Here is a 14,595-nt window from a genome sequence, read left to right as displayed (position 1 = left end):
AGTAATAAGGTAACAATTTGTTAATTAAAGTCACTTTCCATACTTTTTTTTCAGGTCGGTGAGCATCAGTTTGATGTTGTCGTCATACTGATGAAATATGGTTTGGATGGAATCTTCCTGATCATGATAGCGCCGGTGGGCCATGAAGTAGGCATTGTTTGGCAATACCTCATCAAAGATCTTTTGGTACCGGGCATTATAGAATGCGCCGTTTTTTAGGTGGTCGGCAATGCCCTGAATGCAGTTGCTCTTCAGTGAATCTTTGAGTGGGGTACTGAGCGTATCATTAAACGTACCATATAGGCTATCGAGCGTCGTGGCTCCCTTCAGGATGATTCTGGTTAGGGTTTTTGAATCTGCCTGGGACTGGAGGTACTCCAGGTGCTGAGCCGAACTGTCCCCAAAGTGGGAGATGAGGAAGTGCTCAGCACCTTTCTCTCCAATAAAAGAGGCCAGATTTTCATTGAATTCCACTTCGTTTTTCACAAACAGGGTAGCATGCGTGAGCTCATGTATAATCACCTCGGCCAGTGCGCCATCATTTCTCTCCAGCATGTTGGAGAGTAGCGGATCTTTGAGAATGCCCAGTGTGGACCAGCCACCCACGGTTCTGATGCGCACATCCAGTCCTTTTTCTTTCAGTGATTCAGCCTCTTTTTTGGCTTTTTCTAAATCAAAGAAACCTTTGTAGGGCATTTCGCCCAGGAAAGGGTACTGCCAGGTGTAGGCCTTGAGCGCATAGGGTTCACTTGCTGAAACATTCCAAAGGAGTGTCTTGCCCTTCTGGTCATATAGCTCAGTATAGTTGTCTGACTTGTTCAGGCCCAGACTGTCTACCGCAAAACCACGAACGGCCATGGTGAGTTTGAGCTTCTGTTTCAGAGAATCAGGAAAGTCGGGGTCCTGGAGGAAATCTTCAATGGGTCTGGATTCGGTAATGACTTTAAGTTGTCCTTTGGCCTGAAAATAACCATAGGCAAGCCAGTTCCAATAGTATAAGCATAATGCTATTAATATAAGCAAAATACCCCACGATATTTTTTTGAGCATTTAAATACTAATTATTTTAGTTTTTAAGAAGGAATTTCAATCAAACGCGGTATTTTTGTTAAGTTGTAATTACTTCGCATTATAAATAAACTTCACTAAGAATAAGCATGTCTGATAATACGGAAAAACTCAAAGCCCTTCAACTGACGATAGATAAGTTAGAGAAGGCTTATGGCAAAGGTACCATCATGAAATTGTCCGACAATAAGGTACTGGATGTCCCTACCATTTCTACAGGATCATTGGGGCTGGACATGGCACTGGGTGTAGGGGGTATCCCAAAAGGCAGGGTGATAGAAATATACGGACCTGAGTCTTCAGGTAAGACTACTCTGGCGATGCACTGTATTGCAGAAGCTCAAAAGAAGGGTGGACTTGCGGCCATTATCGATGCGGAGCATGCTTTTGATAAAACCTATGCTGAAAAGCTGGGTATTGATACCGAAAACCTTTTGATTTCACAGCCAGACAATGGTGAGCAGGCACTGGAAATCGCCGAGCACCTGATTCGGTCAGGCGCCATTGACATCATAGTGATAGACTCTGTGGCGGCTCTTGTTCCCCGCAGTGAGCTGGAAGGTGAAATGGGAGACAGTAAAATGGGTCTTCAGGCCAGGCTGATGTCTCAGGCATTGAGAAAACTAACCGGCGCTATTAATAAAACAGGCTGTGCCTGTATTTTCATTAACCAGCTGCGTGAGAAAATTGGTGTGATGTTCGGAAACCCCGAGACTACCACAGGGGGTAATGCCTTGAAGTTTTACGCTTCTGTTCGCCTGGATATCAGAAGAATTGGTCAGATCAAAGAGAGTGCTGACAATGTGCTGGGTAACCGCACCAGGGTGAAGGTGGTGAAAAACAAAGTAGCGCCTCCGTTCAAGGTGGTGGAGTTTGATATCATGTATGGCAAGGGGATCAGCAAGTCCGGCGAATTGATCGACATTGGTGTGGAACTGGATGTGATCAAAAAGGCGGGCTCGTGGTTTTCCTACAATGACAACAAGCTTGGTCAGGGGCGTGATGCGGTGAAGCTTCTGATTGAAGACAACCCGGAACTGATGGAAGACATAGAGCTTAAAATAAAGGAAAAGATCCAGGGGACCATCATCAAGGAACCAGCTGATGCTGAATGATGACTCGCTGAAAGAAAACAGAATCCCGCCTCGGCGGGATTTTTTTTGTTTACTGAGAGCGGATGGCAATCACCGGGTCAAGCCTGGCAGCCATGGCCGCAGGAATGATGCCAGAGGCCATGCCGATAATGGCTGACACACCAAGCCCGAGTACGATATTCGAAAGGCTCAGTACCAGCTCCAGAGAGCCCAGGCTTACAAATGAGAGAAGCCAGACCAGCAGTATGCCTATCCCGCCACCAATCACACTCAGGAAGACCGATTCGAAAAGGAACTGGAAAAGGATAAAATAATTTTTGGCGCCGAGTGATTTCTGAATGCCTATGATGTGGGTGCGCTCTCGTACAGACACAAACATGATGTTGGCAATCCCAAAGCCACCTACCAGGATGGAAAAACCGCCAATGACCCAACCTGCCAGACCAATCACATCAAACGTGGATCCTATGAAATTGGCAATGGCCTCAGGTCTGTTCAATGCGAAAGTATCCTCTTCTTTGGGCTTCAGTGATCGCTTTTTGCGCATAAGCCCACGCAGCTCAGCTTCCAGTTCCACTAGTCCGATGTCCTTATCCAGTCCTTTGACCGTAATGTGAGATTCTACCCCGGATCGTTGCCCTGAATAATAGATTTTCAGAAATGATTTGTAGGGCATGTAAACATTCTCATCATTGGACGGAGCACCCAGAAAGCCATCACCCTCTTCCTTGATCACCCCAATCACGTGATACTTGAGTCCCTTTATTTTGATGGATTTTCCTACCGGGTTCTGATCTGGGAAAAGCTCCGTAGCGGATCTATACCCTATGATGACCACATTTCTTCCAGCTTCAGCTTCCTGTGGCGTAAAATACCTGCCTTTTTCAATGGGGATTTCATAGACATCCTTGTGGCCATGCACCACGCCCAGCAGGTCCAGGTCCACACTGCTGCTGCTTTCATATTTGGCGGTTACTCCGCCTCTAACGGTGAAAATTGACAGACCCTGGGCATTTTTTACATTGTCTTTCAGAAACTTGTATTCGTCATAGGTTGGGTATGGCCGCTGCATGTATTTCCACCATGGATAAGGTCCGCCCCCAAAGCCATACGGCCATTTCTCTACATTGATGTTGTTGGTGCCCAGAAAATTCAGACTGTCCTTGATGCTGCGCTCCAAAGAATCTACCAAAGTGAACACAGCAATGATGGCAAAAATACCAATGGTTACCCCCAACAGGGAGAGGGTGGTGCGCAGGATATTCATCCTCAATGCATTCCAGGCAAAACGAAAACTTTCAAGTATGAGTCTGATGATGAGCACGGTGCTTTATTATGGGTTTCAGATACAAGGTTATATCGATTTTATGCTAAATAAACAAAACTATTTGCTAATTTTGCGCACTTATTTAATTCACGACTTTTGGTCAATCCAAGCTTTCAATATGAAATTATCAGCGTTCAAATTTGATCTACCTTCTAGCCATATTGCCCTTCACCCTACTGAAAATCGCGACGAGTCCCGATTGATGGTGATACACAGGGATACTGGTGAAATCGAGCATAAGACGTTTAAAGATATAGTAGATTATTTTGACGAAGGGGATATGGTAGTGATCAATGACACTAAAGTATTCCCAGCCAGGTTATACGGCAATAAGGAAAAGACGGGTGCTAAAATTGAAGTTTTTCTCCTTAGAGAGCTCAATAAGGAAATGAAACTGTGGGATGTTCTTGTAGATCCTGCGAGAAAGATCCGTGTAGGAAACAAGCTTTATTTTGGAGAAGGAGAGTTGGTGGCGGAGGTCATTGACAATACAACCTCCAGAGGGCGTACTATCCGGTTTCTGTTCGATGGTGAAGAGGACGAATTTTACAGGATGATCGATCGCTTGGGCGAAACCCCACTTCCGAAAAGTATAAAAAGGTCTACCGTGCCTGAGGATCGGGAGCGTTTCCAGACCATTTATGCTAAAAACGTGGGAGCTGTAGCGGCACCCACTGCCGGCCTCCATTTCACACAGCAGGTGCTTAAGCGTTTGGAAATTAAAGGTGTAGATATTAATCCGGTAACGTTACATGTGGGTCTTGGTACTTTCCGTCCTGTGGATGTGGAAGACCTTACCAAGCATAAAATGGATTCAGAAAATTATTTCGTTCCTGAGCCTACTGCCGAGCGCGTAAACCGTGCCCTGGATGAGAAAAAACGTGTACTGGCGATTGGCACCACAGTAATGCGTACGCTGGAGTCTTCGGTATCTGCCAATGGCAGGTTGAAGGCCAATGAGGGTTGGACTGATAAGTTTATCTTCCCACAGTACGAGTTCAAGATTTGTAATGCATTGGTTACCAACTTTCACTTGCCGGAATCCACACTGCTGATGATGGCTGCGGCATTTGGTGGGTATGACCTCATCATGGAAGCCTACAAAGTAGCTATGAAGGAAAAGTATCGTTTCTTCACCTATGGTGATGCGATGTTGATCCTCTAAGAATGCAAAAGAGCGTAATCATAGTAGCTGGTGGTAGTGGCACGCGCATGCAGCAGTCACTACCCAAGCAGTTTATAGAAATTCTAGAAAAGCCTATAGTGGTTCATACCATTGAGGCTTTTTTAGCTTATGATCGGTCCATTTTCGTGGTACTGGTACTTCCCACACATTATTTCGATACCTGGAAGGCCCTCGCTGACCGGTTTTTCCCCACAGTTAATATCCACGTGGTAGCTGGTGGGGCTACAAGGTTTCAAAGCGTCAAATCAGGACTCAGTGTGATTGACCGGGGGCTGGTGGCTATACATGATGCGGTTCGGCCGCTTATCTCCCCTCAGGTGATTGCAGAATCATTTCTTTCCGCAGAGGAAAAGGGCTCGGGTGTGGTGATGGTGCCTTTGAAGGATTCTATCAGACGTAAAGCAGAAGGTAAAACCCTGGCTGAGAATCGGGCAGATTTCTTTGCGGTGCAGACCCCACAGACGTTTCAGGTCGCTCAGATCAAGAAGGCTTTTGAGCAAAACGAACTGGACACCTTTACGGATGATGCCTCAGTCTATGAAAGTGCCGGAATGCCGGTCTCACCGGTCGTAGGGGAGTATACCAACCTCAAAATTACTACCCCGGAGGACTTGATTATTGCAGAGGCAATGATGAACCAGCGAAAAAAATAGAAAAGCCTCCCGATTTGCTATCGCAAGGCTTTCAACGTTGTTAGATGGATCCTTAACCTTTAGTACTCATCCTCATTAAAGAAGAAGTCTTCTTTGGTGGGATAGTCAGGCCAAATCTCCTCAATGTTTTCATAAGGTTGTCCATCGTCTTCAAGTTCCTGAAGGTTCTCTACAACCTCTAGCGGAGCTCCTGATCGAATAGAAAAATCTATCAATTCGTCCTTGCTGGCTGGCCACGGTGCGTCTTCAAGATATGAAGCTAATTCTAATGTCCAATACATATTCTTATGCCTTTAAAAATTTCGTGCAAAAATAGGTTTTCTATCGTAAAAACAAATTTTAATTTAAGTTTCTACCTGATCAATCCCTTAATGCGTAAACTAATTTTTTTGTTTCATTTATCAAAAAAACTTTTAATCCTCCCTTTTAAGCAACTGGAGTAAGGTTTCTTTTACTTGAATTTTTCCTTTTTGTTGCGATAGTTTCTTTTCTATCAGGTCCATTGTCCCGCCAAAAGAGGAGGAAAAGTTGGCAGAATTCTCCTGATACTTGTCCAGATCAGCTTTATCACGGTTGATCAATTCCTCCAAAATGCCAATTCTTATCTGGCGTTTTTTAGCCTTTTCAAGCTCTTTAAAGTTTTTGAAGCGCTTGTGGGCCAGTTTGTCGATGAAGTCACGTTCCAGTAAAAGCTGGATGGTCTGGAAGGCATTTCTCCTTAGATTTTTCCCTTCAGGATCATTGGGGCGATAAGACTTTAGTTGGGTTTTAAGTTCCTCCAATTGTTTGAATCCATAGGGCTGCTCTCCATTGGTGAAGCGCTGAAGGGTTTTGTTTAACTCGTTGATGTCAAAGCCCTGTGACTGCCCGGGCCTTGGGCCGGGTTTTAATTTATTGTTAAACGCCCGAAGCAAAGGAGAATAATCTTCTTTCTGAATATTGCCAATTTCCCGCCATTCATCTTTCAGCGTCTGAATGAAGTCGAACCGCTCTTTTCCGTGCAGGTTTTCCAGCTGGTCAGCTTTGGCAATTACATGTTGATAATCGCGCTTGCGTTTCTCTCCCAGCCTTTTTTTGTCTTCGTAAAATTCTTTTTTCTTATCAAAAAACTGATCAATAAGGCCCCAGAAAGTAGTATCCAATTCTTCCTGAAGTTCTTCTTTTGGGTTTCCGGTCTTGATCCACCGGGCTTTGATGTCATGTATTTCCTGGGTGGCTTCCTTCCAGTTTATTTTTTCTACAGAGACCCGGAGTTCTTCTATCAGGGCTTGTTTGATTTGGGTGTTGCGTGCCCTGTTTTTCTCGATGGTTTCCTCCAGATAGGCTTCCTGTGCAGTGAGCCGGTTCAAAAGTGACTGGTAATCTCCCAAACCATCATGCGTACCCAGCAGCTCCTTGAGGTGGATAAGCTTCATGAGGAATGAGCCTTTATTTTCAGAAGTTTCAATCTCTTTTTCCAGGGCGGTGATCTTAGCATCCAGCTCAGTGAAGCGCTCTTCAAAATACTTTACCGAAGTTTCCTCATCTTCCCTCACCTCACCGATTTCACGATCAGGGTAAGCACCCCAGGCACTGAGAATGATTTTATTTTCTAATATTTTCCCGAAAGGTATTTCCTTTGCACTCACGACTTAAAACTGTTATACTGTAATCTAATCTGGACAGATAAAAACAGTAACTTCAACTTCTTTTCAAATTAAGCAAAAATGTCAGACGAAAAAATAATCTTTTCAATGGCGGGGGTAAACAAGATCTACCCTCCAAAGAAACAGGTACTGAAAAATATCTATCTATCCTTTTTCTACGGTGCGAAGATAGGAGTGTTGGGATTAAATGGATCAGGAAAATCTTCCTTATTGCGGATCATCGCCGGAGTGGATCAGGATTATCAGGGTGAAGTGGTGTTTTCGCCCGGATTTAGTGTAGGGCTACTCGAGCAGGAGCCCAAACTTGATCAGGACAAAACGGTGAAGGAAGTGATCAGCGAGGCAGTCACAGAGATCACTGAGCTTTTAAAGGCCTATGACGAGATCAACCTGAAATTTGGTGATCCGGAAATACTGGAGAATCCGGATAAGATGAATAAGCTGATAGAGAAACAAGGTGAGGTGCAGGACAAGCTGGATCAGATGGGTGCCTGGGAGCTGGACAGCAAGCTCGAGCGGGCGATGGACGCGCTTCGCACCCCGCCTGAGGATGCGATCATTAAGAACCTGTCGGGAGGAGAGAAGCGACGTGTAGCGCTTTGCCGTCTACTCCTTCAGGAGCCGGATGTCTTACTGCTGGATGAGCCTACCAACCACCTGGATGCCGAGTCGGTGCATTGGCTGGAGCAACACCTGCAGCAGTATAAAGGTACGGTGATTGCAGTGACTCACGACAGGTACTTCCTGGACAATGTGGCTGGCTGGATTTTGGAACTCGACAGGGGAGAGGGCATTCCATGGAAAGGAAACTACAGCAGCTGGCTGGATCAGAAGCAAAAGCGCCTGGCTCAGGAGGAAAAATCAGAGTCTAAGCGGCAAAAAACACTTGAACGCGAACTGGAGTGGGTACGCATGACCCCCAAAGGTCGACAAGCCAAGGCTAAAGCCAGGCTGTCTGCTTATGACAAACTTTTGGGGGAAGAGGGCGCTCAGAAGGAGTCGCAGCTCGAATTGTACATTCCACCGGGCCCCCGGTTGGGTGCTAAAGTGATTGAAGCCAATGGCGTGTCCAAGTCATACGGAGATAAGCTATTGTTCGATAACCTGACCTTTAGCCTGCCACAAGGTGGTATTGTTGGCGTAGTTGGTCCCAATGGAGCGGGTAAGACCACCCTTTTCAACCTGATCACGGGCAGAGAGAAGCCCGATGCGGGAACATTTGAGGTAGGAACGACAGTGAAAATGGCTTATGTGGATCAGGAGCACAATGATCTTAAACCCGATGATACTGTGTTTCAGGCCATCTCTGGTGGCAATGAGATCATACACCTTGGAGAAAAGGAAATGAATGCACGGGCCTACGTGAGCCGATTTAATTTTTCAGGATCGGATCAAACGAAAAAGGTAGGCGTATTGTCTGGAGGAGAGCGCAACAGGGCACACCTGGCCATCACACTGAAGCAGGGTGCCAATCTTATATTATTGGATGAACCTACCAATGACCTGGACGTAAATACCTTGCGGGCACTGGAAGAGGCACTGGAAAACTTCGCCGGATGTGCGGTAGTTATCTCCCACGACAGGTGGTTTTTGGATAGAATTTGTACCCATATTCTGGCGTATGAAGGCGATTCCCAGGTTTACTGGTTCGAAGGGAACTTTACGGACTATGAAGAAAACAGGAAGAAAAGACTGGGAGATCAGGCGCCAAAAAGGATCAAGTACAGAAAGCTCAAATAAATGAAAAAGAAAGAATGCCCTTCCTGCGCCATGGAGGTGCCCTCAAAAAGCAAGGAATGTCCCATTTGCGGGTATGAATTTACTGACTTCAGCCCTACCTATAAGTGGGTCGCTATCCTGCTGATTGTGATGATGCTTCTGTATTTGGTGTTCTGAGGTCGGGAAAGGCATCTATCATGGCAGAAAGTGTGGGAAAGGTATAATGGGCCAGACCCTCGCCTGGAGGGGTATTTCTCCTGTCGATCAGGATGGTTGTCAGACCCAGCTGATTTCCAGCTTCTATTTCGGAGCTTGGATTGTCCCCTATGACCAGTATTTCTTTTTTTTGGATTTGATACTTTTCAATTAACCGATCAAATGCATCCCTCTTTCCCTTCCCACCCAGCAGTGGGTCATCTATCATGATCTCTCTGAAATGAGAGGAGATGTTGAGTGCCCGGATCTTCTTTTTCTGGAATTGGGTGAAGCCCGAGGTGATCAGAAATTTTTCACAGGGGAGATTCCTGACTAAGTTGTAGTCGGGATAGGGTTTAATGAGCCCGGTTAGGTTGGCGACTTCCAGGGCACTAAGTGCGCCGGAAATCATCTCTTCGGTGAAGTGATATTGCTGGAAAACCAGGTGGATAGGGGAGTTCCACATGGCCTGCTCGGCATTGTTCAGGTCTGCATCTGTCAAATGTTTATTGGACGCTCTGATGGCTTGAAAAAATGGTCGGCTTATGTGGTCAGGAATGGATCGGGTCGGAAAAATGGTGTCGTCCAGGTCGAGGAAAAGCGCCGAAATCATGTGAATTATTTTTGATACCCGCTAAATTTAGAAAAACAAACCCTGACGACCATGAAATTCGGAAGCGTAGACAACCCCGATCTTGTAGACTTTACCTTGCCTGCTGACGACCCCGGTACTGAGCGTGTGCTGACCAGTAAGGGAGGCGCCGGATTGTCGGAGATCTATGTAGGCTGTGCCAAATGGAACAAAGGGGATTTGAAGAAATTTTATCCGAAAGGGATTAAAGATGAGTTGGCATATTATGCGCAGCAATTTAACTCGGTGGAGCTCAACGCGACTTTCTATAATAATTACGGACCGGAGCAGATCGAAAAGTGGAATGAAAAAGTACCCGATGGGTTTAAGTTTTTCCCAAAGGTATCTCGCTACATCAGCCACATTAAGCGGCTGAACGCCGTAGGCGTATATGTCAATGATTTCTGCCAGAATATTTCCACTTTTGGGCCTCATCTGGGAATGGCCTTTTTGCAGGTGCACGATAATTTTTCGCCTAAAAATAAAGATCGGATCAGTGAGTTTATGGATGTATGGTCCTGGGACATTCCGCTGGCCGTGGAGCTCAGGAATACGGACTGGTTCAATGATGAAGAAGCCAGTGAATGGATCTATGATCTTTTTGAGAAATATGAAGTATCCAATATCGTCACAGACACGGCCGGAAGAAGAGACCTCCTGCACATGCGCCTCACCTCACCGGTGGCCTTCGTGCGCTATGTAGGCGCCAATCATGAGAGTGACTATCAGCGGCTGGATGACTGGATAGCCCGAATCAAAACCTGGAAAGAACAGGGCCTGGAGAAACTGTACTTTTTTGTTCATCAAAACCTGGAAAAGGCCTCTCCATTCCTGTCAGCTTATTTTCTTGAGCAATTCAATAAAGAATTTGGCACCAGTCTGCAGCTCCCTGAACTGGGAGAGCAGCCACAGGGTAATCTATTTTAATCCTTCCTGATCGATGAGATAAATCATGGCTGTCATAGTACCAGCTCCGAGTTCAAGCTCACGCTTATCCACCACTTCAAATACATCAGCTTCAGTGTGATGATAGTTGAAGTATTTCTGAGGATTGGGTTCCATTTCCATCAAAAACACCCCCTGGTCTTCTAACGGGCTAATGTCAGCACCGCTTCCCACCTTATCGAAATTCCATACAAAATAAGGCTCAAAGTATGGCTTCCAGCTTTTGATCTTGGCTCTAGAGGCTTCATCTCCCATGGAGGAAAAGCCCATGGGGCCAAAGGCTCCCGAATCAGACTCCAGCCCTGCCAGGTGTTTTTCTCCTTTTTCTTTGGCTACTCGGGCATATTCCTTTCCGCCCCGCAGTCCATTCTCTTCGTTCATAAACATCACTACGCGGATGGTTCTTTTCGGCTGAATGCCTAACCTCAGGAAGGTGCGACCTACTTCTATAGACATCATGCATCCTCCGCCATCGTCATGCGCTCCTTCTCCTACATCCCAGGAGTCCAGATGGCCACCCACCACGATGATTTCCTCCGGGTATTCCGTGCCTTTGATTTCACCAATGACGTTGTAGGAGAGTACGTCTTCCTGCATTTGGCAGTGCGTTTCTACATACATTTTTAAGTTTTTCTGATCCTTTAGTAATTCGCTAAGCAAGTCGGCATCATTGGTGCTGATGGCTACAGCGGGGATTTGAGGCATGAGCGGTTTATATACCAGGCTGCCGGTGTGGGGAATGTCATCCTTCCGGTTGGTCATAGAACGCACGATCACGGCCCGGGCACCAAACTTCCCGGCTTCTGAGGCACCATAAGCACGCTGTACTACTGCGCTCCCATAGGCCTTGAAAGGGTCTATTAATGTCGGGTCCATCGCTCCATTGCAAAAGACGATCTTGCCTTCTACGGCTTTGCCCAGCTCATTGACTTCTTCTATGCTGCTCACTTCGATTACCTCAGCCAAAACCCCCTCGGGGCCGGTGCCCACAGAATTTCCCAGTGCTACTGTCTTCAGCTCACGAGTGCCCACTTTGACCGAGTTGGTGATTCTGGTGATTTCGGTATTGCCTCTTACCCATTTTGGAACCATCACAGGCTGCAGATAGACCGTGTCAAAGCCATAATCGATCATCAACTGACGGGTAAATTCTACCGCCGCCGCAGCTTGAGGAGAGCCTGTTAGCCTTGGTCCAATTTCTTTGCAGAGCGACCTCAGGTTCTCATATACGGGGCTTTCAGAAAGCTGATGATCGTATATTTTTTTGATCATAGCCGTGTGATCCTGACCAAAAACACATAGCGGTAGGAAAAGAATAAGGAACAGTGCTTTTTTCATGAAGCGAATATAAAATGATTAGGATAAAAGGGATTGGTCCCTACAAGATTCTGTCTCTTTGCAATGCATCCATGAGTGTGCGAACAAAAGGGCTGAGCTGGGGTATCCCCGGGGTAGCAGCGTCATACTTGTACTGATAAGTCCAGATGAGGTTATTGTTCACATCCTCAGCGGTGAGGTCATAGGCATGGGCTTCGTATATGAAGGTGCTCGACTGTGTGTAATAGTCCGGCTGATAGATTTCCTTATAGGTACTGATGTAGGTGGCACCGAAGCGGCTTCTGTCTGCCGGAATGATATACGTAGGCCCCGACACGAAAATAGCCCTGGTAGTTACATCTACTATCGCCAGTGAAATGACGGCATCCACTCCCTTGGAGAGTAGATGTTTGCGAATGCTTTTGACATCCAGATCTTTCATCCACTCCGGTGGGATGATGGTCATCCCCGGGATGGATTGATAACTATTCTTTCTGAGCTGGCCCACCATCGCTACTTCGAAATCGCTCGCATCCTGAAGGTCTCTGGTAAGCCCAAATACGGCTATGTTATCAAATTTTTTAAAGTCATGGTCGGGAGCCACCCAATTGTAATAAGAAACCGAAGGTATACAGGCCGATAAGAGAAGTGAAAGCAGTGTAAAAAGCGATATGGATTTCAGTAGATACAAGCCTTCAGTGGATGATCGATAGTAAAAATAAAAAAAAGCGGAGGTTAATCCGCTTCATTGTTGATCTTTTAACAACATCCCCCGCCATCATAATGATAGGTGCTTTCAGAGAGGTAAATGTCTTCCCGTTGCAGGGCTGCCAGGTTTTTGGCAGTTTTGTCACATACCGCCAGAGGCTGGTTGGGGGTCATCACATGACCGTTGTGGTCATCAAAGTACTCCTGATCTCCGAAATAGATAGCTGTTTTTCCGGTAAAAACACATGGTCCATCAGCAGGCATAGGATCTTTGATGGCACAGACTTCAACACTTTCAATAAAAATGGTTTCCGCGGTATCATAATTTTTGGAATCAAGAATTCTGTAGGGGCGTTTAGCTCGAATCTCAATCGTTCCAAAGCCAGCGTCGGTAATTAGCTTGATATAATCATTGAGCGGTAGTGCCCCACTCAGGCAGAGCCCTCTCAGCCTGGGATCATTTTTGAGCGTATCGGGCATGGACGACTCGCTGACAGGATCAGAAAGAACCAATCGGCCGTGAGGTTTTAGTACCCGATACATTTCCTCCAGTGCTTTTTTCAAGTCCTCTTCATGAAAGATATTAAAGAGACAGTTTTGAGCGGCCACATCTATAGAGGCATCCTCCACCGGTAGGTTAAGCGCGTCACCTTTGCGCAAATCCACGAAGTTTTCCTGAAACCAGGGGTTCTCCCGCTCGGCTATTTTGAAATTTTTTCTACTGGCTTCCAGCATTTCATCCACCACGTCCACACCAATAACACCCCCTCTTTGGCGGCTGAAGTATGCGAATTGCAAAAGTTCCATGCCTCCGCCTACACCGACGTAGAGAATTCTCGGATCGTTGATGAGGTCGCGGGGGTGTACTGTGCTTCCGCATCCGTAGTTCATCTGCTGCATGATCTTGGGAATTTCCAGTCCTGGGAATGCCCAAATGGGTGTGGTAGTGCAGCATAGTCCCACATCCGGGGTGATGGCCGCCTGCTTGTAAATGTCCTTGGTTACTTCTAAGTATGCCATGATGAGTCAAAATTGTTTTTTAGTCCCTCAGTATTATGTGGTGGCTCCCCCACAGCTGGACCCTGCTCCGGCAGTGCAGCCAAAGCAATGCTGGCTGATGCGGATGGTCCGCTCATTGGTGGCCGTCAAATCAAAGTTGGAAATATGAACAGGGGCGTCTTCCAGCTTCAGGTCCAGCATCTGATTAAAGTCACAGTCGTAGAGGTACCCATCCCAGCTGATGCTGAGTGTATTTCTGCACATCACTCCACCTGCTGCTGCCGGATTAAAAGCATTGACCAGCTCGTGCATGTAGTCTTCATAATTTTCAGAAGTGATCAGGTAGTCCAGAAAACGGCTGATGGGTAAGTTGGTGATCGCATAGAGTTCATTGAACTGTACGTTGTACCCCTCCAAAAGCTTTTGCTTGAATTGCTGCTCAAGTTCGGCCTGGTCTCCAGGTAGAAAAGCACCTGAAGGATTGTAAACCAGATCCAGTTTGAGGTCGGAGTCCGACATGCCATAACCCACCTCATTGAGCATTTGCAGGGCTTTGATAGATTTCTCAAAAACCCCTTCTCCACGCTGCGCATCTGTGCGCCTGGCGGCAAAGTATGGCAGGGAGGAGACTACGTTCACTTGGTGTTTTTTGAAAAAATCCGGAAGGTCGTGGTATTTTGGATTGGCCAGAATGATGGTCAGGTTGCATCGTACAATCACTGATTTTCCCATTTCGGTTATCTGCTCTACAAACCACCGGAACTCAGGGTTCATCTCAGGGGCACCACCTGTTAGGTCCACGGTTTTTACGTCCGTGCCTCCGATGGCATCCAGAATTTGCATCATCGTGTCACGAGTCATAATTTCCTGCCGGTCAGGCCCGGCATCTACATGACAGTGCTTGCACACCTGATTGCACATCTTCCCCACATTCACCTGAAAGATATCTATACCGGTAGATTTCAAAGGGAATAGCCCGATGGTTTCCAGCTTCTCCTGAAAGCTCGGTATGCCTATCCCCTCATGGTCATCCAGGATGCTGATCTGGCGATTGGTATCAGCCAGATTGTGGTTTTGTCGCTTGAGTGTTGCTAAATTCATTTTTCA

At 46.5% G+C, this 14,595-nt stretch carries 15 protein-coding genes; 6 read left to right on the top strand and 9 right to left on the bottom strand.

The genetic code is table 11. From position 1 onward, the window contains the following. Nucleotides 1-30 precede the first annotated feature (30 nt). Nucleotides 31-1,050 (bottom strand): aminopeptidase, encoded by a 1,020-nt coding sequence (locus RIH33_RS14715; RefSeq protein WP_406652341.1) that lies wholly within the window; start codon nucleotides 1,048-1,050, stop codon nucleotides 31-33. 107 nt (nucleotides 1,051-1,157) lie between these two features. On the opposite strand from RIH33_RS14715, the gene recA reads away from it, so the two are divergent. Further along, on the top strand, nucleotides 1,158-2,183 hold the full coding sequence (recA, locus tag RIH33_RS14710) for a recombinase RecA (RefSeq protein WP_406652340.1): 1,026 nt from the start codon (nucleotides 1,158-1,160) through the stop codon (nucleotides 2,181-2,183). 49 nt (nucleotides 2,184-2,232) lie between these two features. Here recA and RIH33_RS14705 read toward each other — a convergent pair whose 3' ends face one another. After that, nucleotides 2,233-3,486: an ABC transporter permease gene (locus tag RIH33_RS14705; RefSeq protein ID WP_406652338.1), complete on the bottom strand. Its 1,254-nt coding sequence runs from the start codon at nucleotides 3,484-3,486 to the stop codon at nucleotides 2,233-2,235. 121 nt (nucleotides 3,487-3,607) lie between these two features. Here RIH33_RS14705 and queA point away from each other — a divergent pair, with 121 nt between their 5' ends. Both queA and RIH33_RS14695 read left to right on the top strand, forming a co-directional pair. Beyond that, entirely contained in the window at nucleotides 3,608-4,654 is a 1,047-nt protein-coding gene (gene queA / locus RIH33_RS14700) for a tRNA preQ1(34) S-adenosylmethionine ribosyltransferase-isomerase QueA (RefSeq protein ID WP_159583410.1), read from the top strand. A 2-nt stretch (nucleotides 4,655-4,656) separates the two neighbouring features. Beyond that, a complete protein-coding gene (locus RIH33_RS14695; RefSeq protein WP_406652336.1) occupies nucleotides 4,657-5,328 on the top strand; it encodes a 2-C-methyl-D-erythritol 4-phosphate cytidylyltransferase in 672 nt (223 codons plus the stop codon). A gap of 59 nt (nucleotides 5,329-5,387) precedes the next feature. Here RIH33_RS14695 and RIH33_RS14690 read toward each other — a convergent pair whose 3' ends face one another. Both RIH33_RS14690 and RIH33_RS14685 read right to left on the bottom strand, forming a co-directional pair. After that, nucleotides 5,388-5,609, bottom strand: a complete 222-nt coding sequence (locus RIH33_RS14690) for a DUF2795 domain-containing protein (RefSeq protein ID WP_159583414.1) — start codon at nucleotides 5,607-5,609, stop codon at nucleotides 5,388-5,390. Nucleotides 5,610-5,741: 132 nt separating this feature from the next. Next, nucleotides 5,742-6,956, bottom strand: coding sequence for a DUF349 domain-containing protein (locus RIH33_RS14685; protein WP_406652334.1), 1,215 nt, complete (start codon nucleotides 6,954-6,956; stop codon nucleotides 5,742-5,744). 78 nt (nucleotides 6,957-7,034) lie between these two features. On the opposite strand from RIH33_RS14685, the gene ettA reads away from it, so the two are divergent. Together ettA and RIH33_RS14675 are read left to right on the top strand one after the other, a co-directional pair. After that, nucleotides 7,035-8,714, top strand: a complete 1,680-nt coding sequence (gene ettA, locus RIH33_RS14680; RefSeq protein ID WP_406652333.1) for an energy-dependent translational throttle protein EttA — start codon at nucleotides 7,035-7,037, stop codon at nucleotides 8,712-8,714. Beyond that, a complete protein-coding gene (locus RIH33_RS14675; protein ID WP_406652332.1) occupies nucleotides 8,715-8,870 on the top strand; it encodes a zinc ribbon domain-containing protein in 156 nt (51 codons plus the stop codon). Here the strand turns inward: RIH33_RS14675 and RIH33_RS14670 are convergent. Continuing rightward, complete coding sequence (locus RIH33_RS14670; RefSeq protein ID WP_406652331.1) at nucleotides 8,827-9,501, bottom strand: HAD family hydrolase; 675 nt, start codon at nucleotides 9,499-9,501, stop codon at nucleotides 8,827-8,829. The genes RIH33_RS14675 and RIH33_RS14670 overlap by 44 nt on opposite strands. 51 nt (nucleotides 9,502-9,552) lie before the next feature. Between RIH33_RS14670 and RIH33_RS14665 the strand changes: the two genes are divergently transcribed. Then, the gene (locus tag RIH33_RS14665) at nucleotides 9,553-10,446 is read left to right on the top strand and encodes a DUF72 domain-containing protein (protein WP_406652329.1); all 894 of its coding nucleotides are present in this window, start codon (nucleotides 9,553-9,555) and stop codon (nucleotides 10,444-10,446) included. On the opposite strand, the gene RIH33_RS14660 is transcribed toward RIH33_RS14665, so the two are convergent. From RIH33_RS14660 to arsS, 4 genes are all read right to left on the bottom strand, one after another. Continuing rightward, a complete protein-coding gene (locus RIH33_RS14660; RefSeq protein WP_406652328.1) occupies nucleotides 10,438-11,802 on the bottom strand; it encodes a M28 family peptidase in 1,365 nt (454 codons plus the stop codon). The two genes, RIH33_RS14665 and RIH33_RS14660, sit on opposite strands and share 9 nt — an antisense overlap. A 40-nt stretch (nucleotides 11,803-11,842) precedes the next feature. Continuing rightward, a complete protein-coding gene (locus RIH33_RS14655; RefSeq protein ID WP_406652327.1) occupies nucleotides 11,843-12,472 on the bottom strand; it encodes a hypothetical protein in 630 nt (209 codons plus the stop codon). 68 nt (nucleotides 12,473-12,540) lie between these two features. Next, nucleotides 12,541-13,509, bottom strand: coding sequence for an arsenosugar biosynthesis arsenite methyltransferase ArsM (gene arsM, locus RIH33_RS14650; RefSeq protein WP_406652325.1), 969 nt, complete (start codon nucleotides 13,507-13,509; stop codon nucleotides 12,541-12,543). Between the two features lie 33 nt (nucleotides 13,510-13,542). Next, nucleotides 13,543-14,589 (bottom strand): arsenosugar biosynthesis radical SAM (seleno)protein ArsS, encoded by a 1,047-nt coding sequence (gene arsS / locus RIH33_RS14645; protein ID WP_406652323.1) that lies wholly within the window; start codon nucleotides 14,587-14,589, stop codon nucleotides 13,543-13,545. Nucleotides 14,590-14,595 lie beyond the last annotated feature (6 nt).

The organism is Marinoscillum sp. (genome assembly GCF_040222955.1).
Lineage (GTDB): Bacteria > Bacteroidota > Bacteroidia > Cytophagales > Cyclobacteriaceae > Marinoscillum.
The sequence above is the reverse complement of the archived record's forward strand: the minus strand, read 5'-3'. Positions and strand labels throughout refer to the sequence as shown.

Excerpts from the sequence above, each read along its gene's own strand:
- RIH33_RS14675 (WP_406652332.1), top strand. The coding sequence starts at position 8,715 with ATGAAAAAGAAAGAATGCCCTTCCTGCGCCATGGAGGTGCCCTCAAAA.
- recA (WP_406652340.1), top strand. The coding sequence starts at position 1,158 with ATGTCTGATAATACGGAAAAACTCAAAGCCCTTCAACTGACGATAGAT.
- RIH33_RS14690 (WP_159583414.1), bottom strand. The coding sequence starts at position 5,609 with ATGTATTGGACATTAGAATTAGCTTCATATCTTGAAGACGCACCGTGG.
- RIH33_RS14670 (WP_406652331.1), bottom strand. The coding sequence starts at position 9,501 with ATGATTTCGGCGCTTTTCCTCGACCTGGACGACACCATTTTTCCGACC.
- arsS (WP_406652323.1), bottom strand. The coding sequence starts at position 14,589 with ATGAATTTAGCAACACTCAAGCGACAAAACCACAATCTGGCTGATACC.
- RIH33_RS14715 (WP_406652341.1), bottom strand. The coding sequence starts at position 1,050 with ATGCTCAAAAAAATATCGTGGGGTATTTTGCTTATATTAATAGCATTA.
- queA (WP_159583410.1), top strand. The coding sequence starts at position 3,608 with ATGAAATTATCAGCGTTCAAATTTGATCTACCTTCTAGCCATATTGCC.
- RIH33_RS14665 (WP_406652329.1), top strand. The coding sequence starts at position 9,553 with ATGAAATTCGGAAGCGTAGACAACCCCGATCTTGTAGACTTTACCTTG.
- ettA (WP_406652333.1), top strand. The coding sequence starts at position 7,035 with ATGTCAGACGAAAAAATAATCTTTTCAATGGCGGGGGTAAACAAGATC.
- RIH33_RS14695 (WP_406652336.1), top strand. The coding sequence starts at position 4,657 with ATGCAAAAGAGCGTAATCATAGTAGCTGGTGGTAGTGGCACGCGCATG.
- arsM (WP_406652325.1), bottom strand. The coding sequence starts at position 13,509 with ATGGCATACTTAGAAGTAACCAAGGACATTTACAAGCAGGCGGCCATC.
- RIH33_RS14660 (WP_406652328.1), bottom strand. The coding sequence starts at position 11,802 with ATGAAAAAAGCACTGTTCCTTATTCTTTTCCTACCGCTATGTGTTTTT.